Raw genomic sequence first — 18135 nt, forward strand, 5'->3', positions numbered from 1 at the left:
CAGGTGGCTCTCCCGGTTGCGGCCGTCGGTGGCCGCACGGTTGAGCAGGTCGCGGAAGGCGTCCCAGTCGAGCCGCACGGCTCCGGGCGCGAGGCGCCAGAGACCAGCCTCCTCGAGCAGGACGGGAGCACCGTCCTGGGTGGTGCCCAACCATGTGCTCAACTGGCCCAGCGCGCTGTCACGCAGGTCGGCCTCCACGCCACGCGGCCACAGCGCGGCGCTGAGCCGGTTGGCGTGGACGCCCTGCGGATGCAGCGCGAGCAGGACGAGCAGCTCGGTGAGCAAGGGCTCACGCTCGGTCTCGACCTCACCGGCGGCACGCACCTGCACCGGGCCGAGAATGCTCACCTCCGCCACCGCGCTCGAGGCCGGCTCACTGACCTGCGTCTCGTTCTCCAGGGCATCGACCAGCTGGTCGAGCGTGGGACGCCGCCCACCCGTGGGGGCCTGGAACAGCTCGGCAAGAGCCCGTGTGGCATCGACGTCAAGGACCTGTGCCTGCACGTCGATCCCCAGGTGCGGTGCGCTGATGCGACCGTCGCTGCGCATGTGCAGGCTGAGCGCGGCCTCACGGTCGCCTCCGAGGATCACGACACCCACGGAGACCAGCGGGTCAGCCGCCAGCGCACGCAGCTGAGCGAGGTCGCTGGGTGACGGTGCACCCGAGCACACCACGAGGTGGTAGGTCCAGTCGGCCTCCGGCACCAGCTGGCGTGCTGCGCGCACGTCAGTGGCTCCCGCATCACGGCACGCCTGCCGTTGGTGGCGGGCGATGTTGTCGAGCGACTCCAGCACCCGTCCGACGTCGTCGCTGCGACGCAGCGAGCCCGGGCCGGCAGCGGTGACGTCGTCGGCGAACCCGACCAGGGTGACCCGGCGGGCATCGGCCCACGGGTGGGTGGCGCTGTCGAGGGCCAGGCTCAGGGCCAGACCGCGGGCCTTCTCGGTGTCACCGTCGAGCGCGATGACCCCTGGCTGGGACTCCAGGTCCACCAGCAGCAGACTGCCGTCGTCGCGACGTCCGATCGTCACCAGTGCGGGCAGGGGCGCCGGACCTGCGCCCCGAACGCTCGCACCGCGCTCCAGGGTCCACGTGGTGGGTCGGGGCGACGACCATCCCGCAGGGGCGGAGCGGCCCGGATCCTCATCGAAGGTGATGACCAGACCGGCCTCGCCGAGGGACACTCGGGCCGGCGCAGGCACCGGACCGTCGTTCCACGAGCGGAGCACACCGTCCAGCCACTCGACACCGGAGACGTCCGCCTCGTCCTTGAGCTGTCCACCAGGGGTGGGCGGGTTGGGAGTGGGGTCGGTGGGGTCGGGCCGATCGGCGCGCCGCAGGCTCCAGCGTGCGCTGCCCGGTGTGGCGGCGCGGTGCCGGCGCAGACCGAGGAACGCCCCGGCGAGGGCCAGACCGCCGGCCACGCCGAAGAACGGCTGCCACTCGCTGCGGATGAGGGCGCCGCCTGCCTCGGCCGATCCCCCGACACCCTGCGACGCCGGTGCGGCGTCGGCAGCAGCGGCCTCGGCCGAGGCGCCCTCGGCGGTGGCCGACCCGCTGGGGCCCTCCGGGGACAAGGGAGCGTGCTCGACGACCTTCAGGCCGGGACCACTGGCATCGGAGGGCATCTTCATGACCCAGCCGGGATGGATCAGGTCGGCGTTGGTGAGCTTGCGGCCATCGGGCTGCGTGACGTCCTTGTTGAGCGCCCAGATCTCCTTGTAGCGCAGACCGTCGCCCAGGTACCGATCGGCGATGTCCCACAGCGTGTCGTAGTGGCGGCCGTTCGGCGGCTTGACGTCGTAGTAGGTGGTGACGCCCGCCTCCACGTCGTGGGCGGTGGCGGTCTGCAGATCACCCAGGGACGGCAACGCAGCAGAGCCGAGCCCGGTCTGCTCCTCGGTGGGCGTCCCCGAGAAGGACGCCGCCGGAGGAAGGACGGTGGAGGTGACGACGGACTCGCTCGCCGACGGCGCCGCGGCCGCCGAGGCCGAGCCCATCCCGATCGACGTCGTTCCCGCCATCAGCACGATCGTGGCGACGATGCGACGAGCGAGTGCCTGCGTGCCGATCCCACCGCCGGGCACGTGCGGGGCGAGACCGCGGCGACGTCTCTCGGCCACGGCCTCGACCGCGAGGCAGACCACGAAGTGCGCCCATGCCAACCACACGACGACGGCCAGGACGCTCATCATGGCCTCGGTCGTGGTCGGCCGGGTCAACAGCTCCAGGGAAGGAGCCTCGCTCGGCCACGGCGGGCCGAAGGCGGCCAGGAGCGCAACAGGCACACCGATGACCACGACCAAGGCGCCGAGGAGTGCCACCACGCCCTTGGCGACCTGTGCGCCCCGACTCGGGACGTCGGTGATCGAGGGCAGACGGGATCCGCTGGGCCGGTCAGTGGTCGCTGTCATGGGTCTCACCTCGTGGTCGTCAGAAGACGACGATGGGGGGCTGGTTGGCGGCTTGGACTTCCTGCACCGGGATCACCTGCTGCAGGCGCATGGTGAACCCGTCACCGAGCTGGCGCATCTCCTCGCCCTGCTCGCCGTAGCGGACCTCCCAGCGCACCTCGATGTCAGCGTGGAAGGCCTCGTCGACGTTGTCGGGAATCGGCTCGGTCGCCAGCTCACGCGCCGAGGCCGAGGACCGGGGGAAGGTGATCGAGCACGCCTCGGCGGGCTGCTGGTCGGGATCGGCCCCGTCGATGTAGGGAGTGTCGGGATCGCAGGTGACCGCGTCGATGCCTTCCTGGTTCGGGTCGATCGTGATCGACGTCGCCTGGGCCTGCATCGTGAACCCGTTCTCCTCGATCTCACGGAAGGGGCCACCCTGCTCGCGGTCGGCGTACGGTCCCTGGGCGACGAGCTCCTCGGTCACGGGGTTGATCCAGCGGAAGGTGAAGAAGGTCGGCGTCCCCACCAGGGGCGTGGGGTTCGGCCGCGTGACCATGAACGGCGCCGGCAGCCTGGTGGCGTTGTTGATCTGGCGCCACAGGAAGTCCGACAACGGGTTGCCGTCGTAGCTGGTGTCCGTCCCGTTCGGGACGAAGACGATCGAGATGTCGAGGGTGCGATCCGTCCCGCCGGAGTACGTGTCGAAGTCGATGTTGTTGAGGCACCGCATGAGCATGTACCGGCCTCGGTCGGGATTGGCGTTGTACGGTCGCTCGATGGATCCGGGGATCTCGCCGTAGCGGCACCGCTGGAGGTCCTGTCCCGCGAAGCGTTCGCGCAGGGTCTGTGAGACGCCACCGCCGCCCAGGGTGACGCAGAACGATCCCATGCCGCTGCCGTTGGCGTACACCGAGCAGCTGCGCTTGGGCGTGGTGATGCTCTCGCGCTGCGTGCCGTCGCTGAACCGGGCCGGGTCCGGGCGGGTGGTCTCTCCCGGAGAGTCGCAGTTGGGGTCGGAGGTCGGGCAGGCCGCAGCCGGCTCCGAGGTCACCACCTGGACGCCGACCATCACCGCCATGGCGAGCGTGCCGGCTGACAACGCACACAGAAACCTTCTCATTGCGGTGCCTCTCCTTCGCACTGCTCGCCCTCGTCGAGCGAGACGATCTTCCACGTCCCCGAGACCTTCTTCATCTCGACCACCTGCTTGCGCCAGATCTCCTTGACGTCCTCACTCACGTAGTCGGTGGTGGGAGCCCACTGGCACACGACCAGGTCGGCCTCGTCGCCGTCCAGCTCGGCCGACTCGATCCGCACGTCACCCTCGGTGGGTACCTTCATGTCCTCGGGCCAGGCGATGTCGAAGGCGTCGAGATAGACCTGCCGGACCTCCTTGCCGTACCCCTCGCTGAACCCGTCCACGAGCTCGCCGTTGTTGATGCTCGCGCTGGTGGCCTCGTTCACCGCCTTCCAGGCCACGACGGCCTCGTTGTCGTGGTGGTCCTCCCAGTTGACGATGCTCGTCGTCACGCCATGGGCGCCGGCCGGCTGCGGCGACACCTCCTGCGACGTCTGCTCGGCCTCGGCACTCGTCTCGGGCTCCGGCTCGCTCTCACCCGAACAGGCACCGGCCAACAGCAGGGCCGCGACGGCGCAGCCTGTGGCGACCCGAGGTCGTCGAACAAGCATCCATGTCCCCCTGGCGGTGAGTACGGCCGACTCATGATAGCCGGTCAGGGCCTTGCACGCCGAACGATGGTCCCGCCCACCGGACTCTCAGTCCGACCCCGGCTCAGGCTCCGGGCAGACCTCGAGGTCGTCGTCATCGTCGCCGTCGGCGTCATCGCCGTCGTCGTCGCCCTCCCCGGGATCCTCGCCGTCAGCATCCTCATCGGCGTCCTCGTCCTCGTCCCGGGGGATGCACGGCTCCATGGTCTCGGTCGGGACCGAGGTCGGGGCCGTCGACGGCGGCGCGCCCGGACTCGGGGGTCCCACGGACGGCGGGCCCATCGTGGAGACCTTGCCGCTGTCGGCCTCGGAGATGCCGCTCACGGGTCGCGCGAGGGCCGTGCCGCTGGAGCGGAGGATCGATCGCCCGATGATGCCCAGCAGGATCGCGTCGGACTCCACCTCCGCTGTGACCGTCACTGCCCTGAACGTGCCGGCAGGGTCGTTGATGGTCGTGATGTTCGGACGGCACACCACCAGCTGAGCGTCTGCGGCGCGCGCCTGCGCACAGAACTCCCCGGCCGCCCGCAACGCGAGGCCGACGTCGAGGTCGAGTCGTGGGTCGGTGACGTCCACGGCCTGTGCGCCGGCGCGGGCAGCCTCCTGCGCGTAGGCGATGGCCCGTCCCTTGCCGTTGAGCTGTCGACCACCGTCGATCACCAGCGCGGCCAGCATGATGATCGCCAAGGAGACGATGACGACGAACGGGGAGATCGATCCGCCTTCGTCACGCCCCCAACCGCGGCGCCAGCCGGCGCCGACCATCGATGCGGGGCCTGTCATCGGTACCCCCGGTAACGGTCGAGCGGGCTGGTGAACGTGCGCTGGATCTCCACCGACCGCAGTGGGAGTGCCGCCAGGTCGCCCAGGTTGAGGGTGCACCGCACCGTGATGGAGACGGAGTCGATCGCCAACGGGTTGTTGGCGTCCGGGAGGCCGTACGCGTTGGGAGTCAGACGCGGTGGGTCGATCACGGTGGAGCCCCGGCAGGACTCCGGCGCGTTGCGCATGGCCTGGGTGGCCACCTGCTCGGCCACACCGGGCACGGCGCCACGCTCGTTCTGCGCGGTGGCTGCCCGGGTGGCGTCACGTGCCGCCTGGTCCACCATGTTCTCCGTCTGGGCATAGCGGCCGAAGGCGATGATCAACATCATCAGGGCCAGCAGGAACGGCGCCACGATCACCAGCTCCAGGCTCGCCGTGCCTGCGTACATCTTCCGCCCACGGCCCGGAACCCCCGCCGGGGAGTCACTCCCCGGACGCGTCACGACCCGTCCCGCAGGTCGCCCCGGAACTGCTCGAGCGTCGCCGTCGACGTCTGCTGGATCTCCACGTCCCCGCCGAGGGGCAGGACCACGTTGCCGACCACGATCATCGAGACGCGGCCCGTGTCCAGGTTGATGGTGCCGTAGGCGTCCACGTCCTTGAGGCGCCCCAGCTTGGAGGCATAGCTCTCCGTGAGGTTCTCCGCCGCCGAGCGGAAGGCCTCGGGATCGGAGTTGTTGCCCGCCAGCCGGAGGTAGGAGACGCCCTCACGCGACGCGGACTGCGCGGTGTTGCGGGCATAGAGGTACAGGCCGGCCTGGATGATCGTAAAGATCAGCAGCAGGAAGACCGGCGCGATGATGGAGAACTCCAGCGCGCTCGTGCCACGATCGTCACGGCGTCGTCGGCTCCGCCCCTGGTACCCCCTCATGGATCTGCTCAGCCGCCACTCTCAATCTTGCTGGCATTGCTCTCCACGACGCCCTGGATGATCCGCCCGAGCAGCAGGGCGAGAACCACGAGGACACCGGAGATGATGGCCCACTCGATGGCGGAGGCCCCGAGCTCGTTTCGGCCCTGACGACGTGCCTCGTCGGCGCGTGCTCGCACGAACATGATGACCGCCCTGGCGTAGAACAGCTCCGGAGCCACGCGGCTCTCCTCTCGGTCAGGTGTGGGGGGATGTGATCAGGAACCGATGACTGGGCTGCTCACGAACCCAGCTGGCTGACCGCAGGATAGGACAAGAATACCAAGAACGCGATGCACATCAGCAGCTGTGCCAGCAGCATCGACTGGGACGACTCACCGGCCGCGCCCTCGACGTCGACGAGCTCCTTGCGACGCATGCTCTCGGCCCTGGCCATGAGCGAGGTGCGGATCCGAGCGCCTTCGTCACCGGCCAGGGCGAGGGCCGAGGCGAGGTCCCGTAGCTCCTCCACCCCGAGGTCCTCACCGAGGCGTGCGATGCTCTCCCACGGCGTCAGACCCATGATGCGGGCGTTGGACAGGGCCTGTCGCAGACGCACCATGGCCCAGTGGCCCCCGAAGGAGGACGCGGCCATGAGCGCCTCGGGCAGACCGCGTCCGCCGGCCAGGTTCATCGCGACCAGGTCGAGGAAGGAACCCACCACATGGCGGAAGTCACGTCGGCGGGACTCCGCATCCCGGTGCAGCTGCAGGTCCGGGAGCATGAACCCCACGAACCCGGCGACCACGGCGACGACGATCGGCACCCCGAGCGAGTTGCTGTACCCCAGGAGCGTGATGACGCCCGGGAACCAGATGAAGGCGGCCAGGCCGAGCAGCGCCTTGGTGCCCAGGTGGTGGGTCAGCGTGCGGTTCATGACCGCCAGGTCGGTACGGGTCCGGCTCAGCTGCCAGCCGCGCAGCGTCGCCTCGCTCTCCAGGCGTGCACCGATCGACTCGCGTGCACGATCAAGCCTGCCGTCGGTCCGCTCCCCCGCGGCGCTGCGGGTCACGGCCGACCGTCGCCCACCGCGCTCCAGGCGGGCGAGGGTCGCGGCGATGCCGGGCTGTGGCTGGACCAGGAGCATCACGAGCAGGGCGAGGCCTCCCCCCGCGACCGCGCCCGCTGCCAGCTCAGCGATCATGGCGAGCTCCTGGTGGCGGTCCCGATGAGGAAGCGCTGCGGCTCCTCGACGCCCGAGAGCCGGCGCAGCCAGAAGACCGCGAGCCCGAAGACCGCCAGGACGACGCCGAGCACCATCTGACCGGTCAGGGTGCCGTAGGGGGCCATGTACTCCTGGTTGAACAGGACCAGCGCACCTGCGACGACGGTGATCACGAGCACCACGACCTGCACGCTGCGGCGGGTGCTGCGACGGCTCGCCTCCACCCGGCGACGGACGTCGAGCTCATCACGCGAGGAGGTCGCCAGCGCGGTGAGGACGTCGCGCAGACCGGGGCCACGCAGCCGCGAGTTCAGCACGAGGGCGGCCACCACGAGATCGGCCGACGCATCGTCGAGGTCGTCGGCGAACTTCATCAGCGCGTCCGGCAGCGGCTCACGCACCCGCAGCCGGTCGACGAGCAGGTTGAGCGACGGCCTGATGGACGGGGCTGCGTTGACGGCGGTGGCCGGGATGGCCTGCTCCAGGCCCACCGCTCCGGCGATCGTGTCGCGCAGGGACTCGATCCACGTGGCCAGCCCTTCCGCCCGGACGATCGCTGCTCGCTCCTGCCGCACGCCGCCGAAGAGCTTGTCCCAGGTGGCGACCACGACACCGAGCACGATCGCCAGCACGAACCAGCGGGTGACGACGAGCACGACGATCCCGACGGTGAGGCCGATCAGGATCTGACGACCACGACGCGCCGTGGGGACCACCGAGGCACGCCGGGTGCCCTTGGATCGCTCCGGGAACGGTGACTCGCCCCGCAGTGCCATCAACAGGACAGCGATACCGAGCCCCAGGAACGCCCCGGCCGACAGGGCGAGTGGGAGACGCAGGGACTCGACGATCACGCCCATGCGCCGTGGACCTGTGGGTCGTAGCCGTGTGGGCGGAGCTCATCCATGCAGGAGATCGGAGCGTGCGCGGCGGCCCGGCCGTCCGGTCCCGGTGCGAACACCTCGCTGGAGAGCACCTGACCGTCGTGACCGACGACCTCGCGGATGCTCTCCACCACGCGTGCCTGCCCGCCACCGTGCTCGTGGTCGTTGTGCTTGCGCAGGAAGACCACGAAGTCGAGCGCACCGGCGATCAACATCGTGGTGGCCTCCAGCGGCAGGCGTTCACGGCTCTGGATCGCGTAGGTCCCGATGCGGTTGAAGACCTCGATCGAGGAGTTGGCGTGGATGGTCGACAGCGAGCCGTCATTGCCCTGGCTCATGGCATTGAGCATCGTGACGATCTCATCGCCCAGCACCTCGCCCACGATGACGCGTGAGGGGTTCATGCGCAGCGAGCGGCGGACCAGGTCGGCCATGGAGACGCCGCCGAGCCCCTCGGAGTTGGGCAGACGTTCCTCGAAGGCGACGACGTTGGGGTGCAGCTCGCTGTCCTCCCCCAGACCCACCTCGAGCGCCCTCTCGACGGTGACGAGCCGCTCCACCGGCTTGATCTCATTGGCCAGGGCACGCAGCATCGTCGTCTTTCCGGCGTTGGTGGCGCCGGCGATCATGATGTTCTTGCGCGCTGCGACCGCTGCCTTCAGGAACGAGCCGACCTCCCGCGAGACGGTCCCGTTGGAGATCAGCTCATCGAGGAAGACCCGGCCCAGACGAGACTTGCGCACCGAGACCGACGGCCGGGCACACACGTTCATGACGGCCGAGAGTCGTGACCCGTCAGGCAGGCGCAGGTCGAGCTGGGGGTTGGCCGAGTCGAAGGGACGGCTGGACAGGCCGGTGTGGGCGGCGAGCACCTGGATGAGCTCGATGAGCTCCTCATCACTCTCGGCGACGTCCGGGTGACGCTCCTCGCGGCCGTCGCCGTACTGGACGAAGACGTGGTCGAAGCCGTTGATGTCGATGTTCTCGACCTCTGGGTCCTCCAGCAGCGGCTGGAGCCGGCCCACGCCGAACAAGGCGGAGTGGATGGCCGTGGCCACCTCCCGCTCCTCCTCGGAGGACAGCGGCCGAAGACCCTCGGCCACCTCGTACCGGGCGTGGTCCTCCAGGACCTGCACGATGAGGGAACGCGCGTACTCACGCTCGTCCTCGGCGCTCATCGGCGTGACGCCGTTCATCTGGTCCCGACGACGCTGCTCGTTCAGCCGGTCGGCCACCTGCATGCGCAGGGTCCGGACCAGGTCATGGTCGGTCACGACGGCACCTCCTCATCAGCGTCCACCTCATCAGCGTCCGGCGCATCATCGTGCAGCTCCTCGGCCGGGACGAAGAACGGTTCGGTCCGGCCGGCCAGCTCATCGACGATCGGTTGCGCCGAACGCACCAGGTGCGTCCTCCCGGGCGTCCCGGTGACCTGTCCGAGGAAGAACACCGCTCCCTTGGGGTCGTGCGCCAGGTGGTGCAGCCCGTCCACCTCGATGGAGGCCTGCTCCAGGACCTCGGCGACCTCCCGCACGGCCCGGGCGCGCTTGGCCGGCGCCACGACGACCACGTGCACCGCAGGACCGGCGACCCGTCCGAAGCCCTCTCGCAGACGCGCCAGGCGTCCGCGCAGGTGGATCACGTTGCTCGGCACGGTGTCCACGAACAGCACGCACGCGCTGGATGCTGCCAGCATGGCGTTCTGCGGGGTCGCCGCCCCGATGCGTCCGAGGTCGGCGACGACGTCCTTGCCGGGCAGCTCGGCAAACATCTGACCCAGCTCCTCCCACTGCGTCACGCCGCGGGCCTGCTCGGGGGTCGCGACGCCGGAGACGACCTTCTGCCCTCCCACGATCTCCTGCGAGTGCAGGTCGACCAGGGCCGGGTACAGGGACTTGCGGCCGGCGGCCACCAGGCTGGACAGACCGACCTGGGGGTCCAACGGAGATCCGTCGGCGCCGGGCATCCGCAGGGCTACGTCACCGCCGGACGGATCGGACTCCACCAGGACGCTCTGGCGGGGCCACAGCGCAGCGAACAGCAACGCAGCAGTGGTCACGCCAGGCGAGCCCTTGGCCGAGGCGAAGGTCAGCAGTGCCATCGCTCAGCCTCCGCAGGTGCTCGGCACCGACTGTCCGGCGTCGCCGCCGATGAGGGCCGGGGTGACGGCGTTGTCCTCGATCCCCTGGGCCACGGTGGACAGGCAGGACAGGTCGATGGCGACCACGATCGGGATCTCATCCCCGCTGACCTGCCCGAGACCGCCGTCGTCGGCATCTCCGACCGAGACCAGCTCGGCGGCGACGGCCTGTCGTCCGGAGTCACCGCCACCGACGTTGAGCGCCAGCTGGGCGCCGGCCTGCAGCCGTTGGATGAAGGGGCTCGCATCGACCGACAACGTCAGCTGCGTCTGGTTGGCGGCCACGCCGGAGTCCTCGGAGACCATCTCGGGCGTGAGGACGGTGCCCGGGAGGAGCCGGGTGGTGGCGGACTGGCCGACGATGTCGTCGACGTCGTCGGCAGGGATCGCCCCGTCGAAGTCCTCCGGAAGGCTCACCCGCGTCAGGTCGTCGGACGTGATCTGGGCACCCTGGGCGACCTCCTGGGAGGCCTGGACGAAGAACGCCCGGTTCCCGGACTGGATCGCGAGCCAGCCGGAGGCCAGTGCGCCACCGACGATCAGCACGATCGCCAGGCCGATCAGCGCCGGCCTGGACTCCCGTGTGGACGGCAGGCGCGAGACCTGGGCCCGTGTGGCTGTCTTCGCCATCGAGTCAACCTCTCCTGGACGGCCGGGGGTGGACTCCGCCGTCCCCCCTGAACGATGTCGGCGACGCAACGGTACACGCCGCGAATGGGCGACGACGCCTCGGGCGGCAGGTCCGGCCGTCCGAGGCGGCGGGCCTCACCCGCCCTCCGGGACCTCGGTCCCCGGGGGCACCTCGGCCTCGGGGGCCGGTTCCTGCTCCTGCTCCGGAGGAGGAGACTCGCCGCCCGGCTCGACCGGGGCCGTGGCCGGTGGTTGTTCTCGCTCCCGCTCCATCTCACGCTGGTTGTCCCGCGTCACGCGGAAGGCGTCCAGCACGGCGAAACCGGCCACGATGACGCCGATGACGATCACGCCGACGACCACGGCCGGCCAGACCCGCTGGTGCTCGCGCCAGGTCCGTCGGCTGCCGTGCAGCAGTGCCGATCGCATCTGGCGACGCCGCATCGCGTCGGCCTCGAGGACGTACTTCTCCGCGTTGGGCGTGTTCTGCATCGCCAGCGTCGGGGTCGGACGTGCCTGCTCCGAGGCCTCCTGGTCCTCAGGGGCCTGCTTGCCACCGTCCTGCGGGCTCATCGCGTGGCTCCCAGCGCCACGGCAGCGGCCAGGCGGACGTATGCCTCCCGCGTGGCGGCGCTGACCTGTGCGGGGTCGTACGGGTGCCCTTGCGCCAGGTAGGGGTCAGGCGGCACGACGACGACGGCGGCCGGCTGGTGACCGAGCTGGGAGACGATCTCCCGGTGGACCGTCCGGTACGTCTCCTCGTGTTGACACACGATGACGTGAACCACCCGCGCGGCCGCGACCGGGTTGACCTCGCGTGCCCGGTCCAGCACCGTCTGCAACGCGGCCAGGCCCAGCCCGCCGGCTCCCGTGACCGCGACGACCTGGTCGGCGCGGGCGAGAGCGGCGTGCGCCGCCTCCCCGGCCGAGGCTCCGGCGTCCAGGAGGGAGAAGGTGTGGTCGGCGCCCAGCCTCTCCAGTGCACCCGCGAGGTCACGACGTCTGGGAGCAAGGTCCCACTCCACACCGTCGACCAGGCCGAGGCCGGACGCCGCCCTGGGGACCGCGGACTCGACGTCCAGCGAGGCGACCCCCACGAGGTCGACGCCGGTCTCGCTGCCCAGGACTGCCGACAGGGGCGCTGTGCCCTGCTGGACGTCGACCACGACCGACTGGTCCTCACGCATCGCTGCGAAGCAGGTCCCGGCCCCCACTGCGACGGTGGTGCAGCCCACGCCACCCTTGCCGGAGACGAACGCGACGACCCGCCGGTCGCTCTGCCGTTGCCGAACGGCATCGACGACCTCACGGTCGGCCAGGACCGATTCCGCCGCATCGGCCGTGGCGATCCCCTTGGTCACGGCCTTGAAGAACCGTCCGGCCTGCCGTGGTGGGCGCGCGGTCTGGGCGGTGCGGCTCAGGAGCTGCTCGACGGTGCCGGGCGGACGCGCCGAGGCATCGCTCGGCGTCTCGGCTGGGCTCGGCTCGTCGGCACTGCCCGGCGGCAGCAACGGGGCCTGCGTGTGTGCGCCGTCGAGCTCGGGCCGCAACGGCAACACCTGTGCCTTGTCGTCCGCGGACGACTCGGCCGGGCCGGGGCGGTCCGACGGTGCGGCAGGGGGCGTCTCCCCCGGCCCTGACAGGCCCAGGCTTCGCGGATCGATGCCCATGCGGGCGAGGTCCGAGGCTGTCCCCTCCGCCTGACGACGTCGCACGGCGGTGAGATCGGGCTTGGCGTCCTCGTCCTCACCCTGAGGGCGTTCGTCGTCGCTCATACGGCCCTCCCCTCAGGAGAACCATGATAGGGAGACGGCCGCACGAGATGCCATCGGTTTACCCGCTGGGGGCACCTCCCCGTACGGAGCGCAGCGTGGGGGCGTCTCCCGCAAGCGCAGCGAGTGGGGACGTGCTCGGGGGCACGCTCGCTCATGAGAACAGACCTCCCAGCTGACCATAGAGTCCCAGAGCGCCGGCCATCACCACGAGCATCGTGACGATGACCAGGAACTCCACGATGTTCAGGGTCCGCTTGACCCGGGCCCTGGTGATCTCCGATATCGGGATGGCTGCCAGTCCGAAGGCACCCGCAGCGGCCACCACCGTGACCGGAAGCAGGAAGGGCACCAGCGATGGGTCCTCAGAGACGTGACGGGCGAGCGCCAGGCCGATGACCAGCAGCCCGGCGACCCGCAACGGCACGACGTGCTGGGTGCGGGAGAACAAGCGGGAACGCAGCAACGCCGCACCTGCCATCACCACCGCGAGGGTGCGGTCCCACGAATCGCCCGACACGTCGAGCGTCCCGCCCGCGGCGACCACGACGGCGGCGATCCCGGCGAGCGCACCGATGAGGATCGCGTTGCTGGCCCGGTAGCGGTACCTCAGGGTCGCCAGGTCGAGCTGGCCAACGTGCCTGACCCGGTAGTCGGCACTCGCGAGTCCGCCGACCGACAGCGAGACACGCGGGAGCACCCCCACCACGAGCAGGCCGAGGACCGGCAGCACCCGCACGGCCTGCATGGAGGCAACGTCGGTCATCCCGACGGCGACGTGGACACCCACGGCGACCAGCACCACGCCCGCGAATGCCGCATGCGCGGTCGCCGCCTCGGTGATGAGCCGAGCGGACCCGGCGACGACCGCCACACCGACCGCGGCACTGCCCAGCACCAGCAGGCCCTCCAGCTCGAGGGCCTGTCCGATCGAGCGGCCGAGCAGCAGCCCCCACACCATGGCCACACACGCAGCCACCTGGGCATCGACCTCCCGTGTGCTGACCGAGGCCCACCACGTGGCGAACAGCAGTCCGACGACGGCCACGGCGGCGCCCGCCGGACGGTCGAGGTCGCCCAGCGCAGGGGCGCCGAGCGCCGCAGCGAGCGTCGTGAGCAGCGCCCACGCGCCGAAGAAGGCCGAGCTGGCCAGCACCGCGAACGAGCCCGTGGTGCGGGTGTTCCACACTCCGCCGGCGGCGTCCACGCTGTCCTCGACGGCATCCCGGACATCCTCGACGAGCGCCGGCGAGACGTCGTCGCGTTGAGAGCGGAGCTCCAGGACGTCGCCGTCGAGGACTCCCGCGTCCTCCAGGGTCTGCACGAGCTGGAGGGTGGGTCCGCCCAGACGGCCGAGGGTCCAGCTGGTGGGCGACTCACCGTCACGTTCCGGAGCGGCGTAGCGCATGACCTGCGGCATGACCTCGGCCAGCGGCAGCGCGCTCGGCAGCGCGAGGTCGATCGTCCGCTGCTCGGTCACCACGGTGACTCGGCTGTACGCCGTCAGCACGTGGGCCCCCTCGTGTCGTCATGGTGTTCGGGCTGGCCCGCGGCGCGGCCCTTGCGGTTGTCGTTCGCGGTGGTGAGCATAGCGTTGCCCCCACATCTCCTCCACGACCGACAGACGGGTGCCACCGTGACGACGACTCTGGTCAAGCGACCGGCGCGGCTCGCTCCACCGGAACGGACCTCCACACCACTGACGATCGAGCCTCCACCGGCTCGCGGTCAGGGTGCGCCGCCGATGGCCGGTGCCGGGATGATGATGATGCCGATCATGGGTGGCACCGGCTCGATCACGATCGCCATCACCCAGAAGGACCGGCCGATCGTCGCCGTCGCCGCCTTCCTCGCCCTCATCGGCGCCATCGCGATCGGCGCACTCATGGTGATCTCCCAGCGCAGTGGCACCAAGCGCCAGGTCAGGGAGAGCCGCGAGCGCTACCTCGACTACATCGAGTCGCTGCGGCACACCGTGCGTGACCAGATCGCCGCCCAGCGTGCCGAGCAGGCCTGGCGGCACCCGCGCGCCGACCAGCTCTGGGACGTCGCGCGCGATGAGACCCGCCGCTGGGAACGACGGCTCTCCCACGGCGACTTTCTGGCCGTGCGTCTCGGCACGGGTGACGTCGCGTTGGCGGCCGGTCTGACGTTGGAGGCCGACACCGGGCCGCTCAACGACTTCGATCCCGTGTGCCTGCAGGCCGCCCAGGAGCTCCAGCAGCGCTACGCGACACTGCGCGACCAGCCGATCGTCATGCCGCTGACGCGCATCGGCCAGCTGTGCCTGCGCGGCGACCCCGGCGTCCGCCGTGCCATGGCCACCCATCTGCTCACCCAGGTCGTCGCGCTGCACAGCCCCAACGACGTACAGGTCGCCATCGTGCGCTCCGATGAGTCGGCGCCGGTGTGGGACTGGACCAAGTGGCTGCCGCACGTGCAGGAGACCTCACAGCTCGACGGAGACCTCCCGGCCCGCCGCGTCGCCGCGTCGGTCCCGGCGATGGCCGAGATGCTGGCCCCGGAGTTCGAGCTGCGTCTGGACCGCCACTCCCGCGGGCGCGGAGGTGAGAACGTGCAGACCAGCCACCTGGTGGTGCTGGTCGACACCGAGGGCCTGCCCCATGGTCAGCAGCTCTCGTCGCCCGACCCGGGCGTCTCCCTGGCCGCCCTCGGCGTCCACGTCATCACGCTGGCGAGCGAGGACAAGGCCGAGCCCGAGGCGGTCGACCTGCGCCTGGAGATCGACCGGCACGGCTCGGTGACCAGCGCCACGCGCTCCGAGCCGTTCCGTCTCGACGTCCTGCCCGCCGGCACGGAGTCGGCGATCGCCCGCCAGATCTCGGCGTTGCGACTCACCCACGAGGACATCGACGAGGACGGTCTCTCCGACACGGTCGGGCTGCCGGAGATCCTCGGCGTCGACGACCCGGCCCGTCTGGACGTCGGACGGACCTGGAAGCCCCGCGCCCTGCGAGACCTGCTGCGGGTGCCGATCGGTGTCGGCTCGACGGGCCAGAGCGTCATCCTCGACCTCAAGGAGTCCGCCCACGGTGGCATGGGGCCGCACGGGCTCGTGGTCGGCGCCACCGGCTCGGGCAAGTCGGAGATGCTCCGCACGCTCGTCAGCTCCCTGGTGATCGGGCACGGCCCGGACCGGCTGGCTCTCATGCTGGTGGACTTCAAGGGCGGCGCGACGTTCGCCTCGATGGAGGAGATCCCCCACATCGCGGGCACGATCACCAACCTGCAGGACGACCTCACGCTCGTCGACCGCATGCGCGACGCCCTCTACGGCGAGATGCAGCGGCGCCAGGAGATCCTCAAGAAGGCGGGCAACCTGCCCAACGTCACGGCTTATCAGGACCGCATCGACGCCGGCGAGGACCTCGAGCCGCTCCCCCACCTGTTGGTCATCGTCGATGAGTTCTCCGAGCTCCTGACCGCCAAGCCGGACTTCGCCGAGATGTTCGTCGCCATCGGCCGCATCGGCCGATCGATAGGCGTCCACCTGCTGCTCGCCACGCAGAAGCTGGAGATGGGCAAGATCCGTGGCCTGGAGTCCCACCTGTCCTACCGCATCAGCCTGCGAACCTTCTCGGAGTCGGAGAGTCGCGACGCCATCGGTGTGCCCGACGCCTTCCATCTCCCGCCCGAGCCCGGCTCCGGCTACCTGAAGGTCGACACCACGGTCTTCGAGCGGTTCAAGGCCGCACTGGTCTCCTCCCCCTACGTCCCGCCGACGTCCGGCCCCAAGACCGCCGTCCCGGTGGTGCCGTACGTCGCGGTCAACGGCATCGGCGCCTGGCTCGCCCAGCAGGCGGCGGCCGAGGCCGAGGAGGCCGCCGAGGCGGTCGTCGGCGAGGTCTCCGCCTCAGACCCGAGCGTCCTGGACGTCCTCTGCGAGCAGATCACGGCCTCGGGCAAGCCGCGAGTGCGCCCGGTATGGCTGGACCCGCTCCCCGAGATGCTGCCGCTCGGCGACCTCACCTCGCTGGAGACCACCCGGCCGACGACCACCTGCAAGGCCGTGCTCGGCATGGCCGACGACCCCAAGCACCAGGACCAGTTCCCGCTGGAGTGGGACTTCACCGGCGGCGGCGCCAACCTCGTGGTCACCGGCTCGCCACAGACCGGCAAGTCCGTCCTGATCCGCACCATGGTGATGTCGATGGCCATGACGTACGCGCCGGGGGACGTCGTCTTCTACTGCATCGACTACGGCGGCGGCTCGCTCAGCTCGCTCAAGGACGTTCCCCATGTGGCGACGGTGACCTCGCGCGTCGATCCCGAGCGCATCCAACGCACCGTCAACGACGTCCGCACGATCCTCGACCAGCGCGAGGCGATGTTCCGCGAGAAGGGCTACGACTCGATGGCGGCGTTCCGCCAGGCCCGCGCCGCCGGCGAGACGCCCAAGAACGAGCGTGGTGACGTCTTCCTCGTCGTCGACGGGTGGGGCACGTTCCGCGACGAGTGGGACGACCTCGACTACGCGATCGCCGACATCGCGGCTCGCGGCAGCAACTTCGGCGTGCACGTCGTCATCACCGTCACCCAGGCGATGCAGGTCCGCATGCGCATGCAGGGCTCCATGGGTGGTCGACTGGAGCTGCGCCTCAACGACGCCTACGAGTCGGAGTTCGAGCGCGCGATGATGGAGCAGATCTCCAAGGACGCCAACGGGCGCGGCATCACGGGCACGCGCAAGGCGGCGAACATCTTCCAGACGGCGCTCCCGGTCCTGCAGGTCCCGGCGCCCGACCCCATGGACGAGGAGGAGTACTCCAGCCTGGACGCCGACCAGCGGGACCTCGTGAAGGCCGTCAGGGACAAGTGGGGCGACCGAGCCGTCGACCGGGTCCAGGTGCTTCCCCGGCGAGTGGAGCTGTCCGAGCTGCCGCCGATCGAGCTCGGCGACAAGGGCATCCTCGTCGGCCTGTCCGAGCTCAACCTCGGGCCGGCCGAGGTCCAGGTCTGGGAGGGCGATCCGCACCTGCAGATCTACGGCGACGGTGAGACCGGCAAGTCCAACCTGCTGAAGCTGATCATCCACAACCTGGTCAGCAGCCACTCCTCCGACGAGATCGGCATCGCCGTCGTGGACTATCGCCGCTCGCTGCTGGACGTGGTCCCGGAGGAGTACCTGCTGGCGTACTCCACGGGCGCCGAGCAGACGGCCGGGATGGTCGCCAGCATCGGCGCCGCGATCAACGAGCGCGTCCCGGGTCCGGACGTCACGTCCGAGCAGCTGCGCAACCGCTCGTGGTGGGACGGCCTGGAGGTCTTCGTCATCGTCGACGACTACGACCTGGTGGCCACCTCGCAGGGCGACCCCTTGCTGGGCCTGGTCGACCTGCTGCCGCAGGGACGCGACCTCGGGTTCCACCTCGTGCTCTGCCGCCGCACCGGTGGTATGAGCCGAGCGCTCTTCGAGCCGATGATCCAGCGACTCATCGATCTCAGCACCCCGGGGTTCATGTTCTCCGGCGACCGCATGGAGGGCCGTCTGGTCGGCGGGCACGCCTCACGACGGCTGCCCAGGGGCCGGGCCATGTTCATCAACCGCGACGGCGGCGCCTCGCTCGTGCAGACGGCGGCGATGCCCGAGGACGACTGAGCCGTGTGCCGTGCATCTCATGGTGGGTGCGCCCCGCACCGTGGGTTGATACGGTGTAGGTCCA

Annotated in this window: 16 protein-coding genes and 1 pseudogene; 2 read left to right on the forward strand and 15 right to left on the reverse strand. The window is 70.3% G+C overall.

From position 1 onward, the window contains the following. The first annotated feature begins 249 nt into the window (after positions 1-249). Positions 250-654, forward strand: a complete 405-nt coding sequence (locus ACEVFP_RS12135; RefSeq protein WP_375003825.1) for a hypothetical protein — start codon at positions 250-252, stop codon at positions 652-654. A gap of 981 nt (positions 655-1635) precedes the next feature. On the opposite strand, the pseudogene ACEVFP_RS12140 reads toward ACEVFP_RS12135, so the two are convergent. From ACEVFP_RS12140 to eccD, 15 genes and pseudogenes are all read right to left on the reverse strand, one after another. After that, positions 1636-2415, reverse strand: a pseudogene (locus tag ACEVFP_RS12140) (LysM peptidoglycan-binding domain-containing protein); the annotation flags it as partial. Between the two features lie 19 nt (positions 2416-2434). After that, entirely contained in the window at positions 2435-3517 is a 1083-nt protein-coding gene (locus ACEVFP_RS12145; protein WP_374999723.1) for a hypothetical protein, read from the reverse strand. After that, a complete protein-coding gene (locus ACEVFP_RS12150) occupies positions 3514-4086 on the reverse strand; it encodes a hypothetical protein (RefSeq protein ID WP_374999724.1) in 573 nt (190 codons plus the stop codon). The genes ACEVFP_RS12145 and ACEVFP_RS12150 overlap by 4 nt, the downstream gene beginning before the upstream one ends. Before the next feature lie 87 nt (positions 4087-4173). Continuing rightward, the gene (locus ACEVFP_RS12155; RefSeq protein ID WP_374999725.1) at positions 4174-4908 is read right to left on the reverse strand and encodes a TadE/TadG family type IV pilus assembly protein; all 735 of its coding nucleotides are present in this window, start codon (positions 4906-4908) and stop codon (positions 4174-4176) included. Continuing rightward, entirely contained in the window at positions 4905-5339 is a 435-nt protein-coding gene (locus ACEVFP_RS12160) for a TadE family protein (RefSeq protein WP_374999726.1), read from the reverse strand. Before ACEVFP_RS12160 ends, ACEVFP_RS12155 begins: the two co-directional genes overlap by 4 nt. A gap of 50 nt (positions 5340-5389) precedes the next feature. Further along, the gene (locus ACEVFP_RS12165) at positions 5390-5821 is read right to left on the reverse strand and encodes a TadE/TadG family type IV pilus assembly protein (protein WP_374999727.1); all 432 of its coding nucleotides are present in this window, start codon (positions 5819-5821) and stop codon (positions 5390-5392) included. Positions 5822-5829: 8 nt separating this feature from the next. After that, positions 5830-6042: a hypothetical protein gene (locus tag ACEVFP_RS12170; protein ID WP_374999728.1), complete on the reverse strand. Its 213-nt coding sequence runs from the start codon at positions 6040-6042 to the stop codon at positions 5830-5832. A gap of 59 nt (positions 6043-6101) precedes the next feature. Further along, positions 6102-7004, reverse strand: coding sequence for a type II secretion system F family protein (locus ACEVFP_RS12175; RefSeq protein ID WP_374999729.1), 903 nt, complete (start codon positions 7002-7004; stop codon positions 6102-6104). Continuing rightward, positions 7001-7885: a type II secretion system F family protein gene (locus ACEVFP_RS12180; RefSeq protein WP_374999730.1), complete on the reverse strand. Its 885-nt coding sequence runs from the start codon at positions 7883-7885 to the stop codon at positions 7001-7003. Before ACEVFP_RS12180 ends, ACEVFP_RS12175 begins: the two co-directional genes overlap by 4 nt. Then, positions 7876-9183, reverse strand: a complete 1308-nt coding sequence (locus ACEVFP_RS12185) for a CpaF family protein (RefSeq protein ID WP_374999731.1) — start codon at positions 9181-9183, stop codon at positions 7876-7878. Before ACEVFP_RS12185 ends, ACEVFP_RS12180 begins: the two co-directional genes overlap by 10 nt. Beyond that, positions 9180-10010, reverse strand: a complete 831-nt coding sequence (locus tag ACEVFP_RS12190) for a hypothetical protein (RefSeq protein ID WP_374999732.1) — start codon at positions 10008-10010, stop codon at positions 9180-9182. The genes ACEVFP_RS12185 and ACEVFP_RS12190 overlap by 4 nt, the downstream gene beginning before the upstream one ends. 3 nt (positions 10011-10013) lie before the next feature. Continuing rightward, positions 10014-10679 (reverse strand): SAF domain-containing protein, encoded by a 666-nt coding sequence (locus tag ACEVFP_RS12195; protein ID WP_374999733.1) that lies wholly within the window; start codon positions 10677-10679, stop codon positions 10014-10016. A gap of 135 nt (positions 10680-10814) precedes the next feature. After that, positions 10815-11252, reverse strand: coding sequence for a hypothetical protein (locus ACEVFP_RS12200; RefSeq protein WP_374999734.1), 438 nt, complete (start codon positions 11250-11252; stop codon positions 10815-10817). Next, complete coding sequence (locus ACEVFP_RS12205; protein WP_374999735.1) at positions 11249-12454, reverse strand: hypothetical protein; 1206 nt, start codon at positions 12452-12454, stop codon at positions 11249-11251. Before ACEVFP_RS12205 ends, ACEVFP_RS12200 begins: the two co-directional genes overlap by 4 nt. Before the next feature lie 151 nt (positions 12455-12605). Continuing rightward, positions 12606-13961 carry a type VII secretion integral membrane protein EccD gene (gene eccD, locus ACEVFP_RS12210; protein WP_374999736.1) on the reverse strand — a complete coding sequence of 452 codons (1356 nt, stop codon included), beginning with the start codon at positions 13959-13961 and terminating at the stop codon, positions 12606-12608. Positions 13962-14087: 126 nt separating this feature from the next. On the opposite strand from eccD, the gene eccCa reads away from it, so the two are divergent. Further along, positions 14088-18071 (forward strand): type VII secretion protein EccCa, encoded by a 3984-nt coding sequence (gene eccCa / locus ACEVFP_RS12215; RefSeq protein WP_374999737.1) that lies wholly within the window; start codon positions 14088-14090, stop codon positions 18069-18071. Positions 18072-18135 lie beyond the last annotated feature (64 nt).

The organism is Aeromicrobium sp. CTD01-1L150, assembly GCF_041951745.1.
GTDB lineage: Bacteria > Actinomycetota > Actinomycetes > Propionibacteriales > Nocardioidaceae > Aeromicrobium.

Bases quoted from the DNA above. Each gene is read 5' to 3' on its own strand.
- ACEVFP_RS12165 (WP_374999727.1), bottom strand. From the start codon at position 5,821: ATGAGGGGGTACCAGGGGCGGAGCCGACGACGCCGTGACGATCGTGGC.
- ACEVFP_RS12200 (WP_374999734.1), bottom strand. From the start codon at position 11,252: ATGAGCCCGCAGGACGGTGGCAAGCAGGCCCCTGAGGACCAGGAGGCC.
- ACEVFP_RS12145 (WP_374999723.1), bottom strand. From the start codon at position 3,517: ATGAGAAGGTTTCTGTGTGCGTTGTCAGCCGGCACGCTCGCCATGGCG.
- ACEVFP_RS12195 (WP_374999733.1), bottom strand. From the start codon at position 10,679: ATGGCGAAGACAGCCACACGGGCCCAGGTCTCGCGCCTGCCGTCCACA.
- ACEVFP_RS12160 (WP_374999726.1), bottom strand. From the start codon at position 5,339: ATGTACGCAGGCACGGCGAGCCTGGAGCTGGTGATCGTGGCGCCGTTC.
- ACEVFP_RS12155 (WP_374999725.1), bottom strand. From the start codon at position 4,908: ATGACAGGCCCCGCATCGATGGTCGGCGCCGGCTGGCGCCGCGGTTGG.
- ACEVFP_RS12180 (WP_374999730.1), bottom strand. From the start codon at position 7,885: ATGGGCGTGATCGTCGAGTCCCTGCGTCTCCCACTCGCCCTGTCGGCC.
- ACEVFP_RS12150 (WP_374999724.1), bottom strand. From the start codon at position 4,086: ATGCTTGTTCGACGACCTCGGGTCGCCACAGGCTGCGCCGTCGCGGCC.
- ACEVFP_RS12190 (WP_374999732.1), bottom strand. From the start codon at position 10,010: ATGGCACTGCTGACCTTCGCCTCGGCCAAGGGCTCGCCTGGCGTGACC.
- ACEVFP_RS12205 (WP_374999735.1), bottom strand. From the start codon at position 12,454: ATGAGCGACGACGAACGCCCTCAGGGTGAGGACGAGGACGCCAAGCCC.
- ACEVFP_RS12135 (WP_375003825.1), top strand. From the start codon at position 250: ATGCAGCGCGAGCAGGACGAGCAGCTCGGTGAGCAAGGGCTCACGCTC.
- ACEVFP_RS12175 (WP_374999729.1), bottom strand. From the start codon at position 7,004: ATGATCGCTGAGCTGGCAGCGGGCGCGGTCGCGGGGGGAGGCCTCGCC.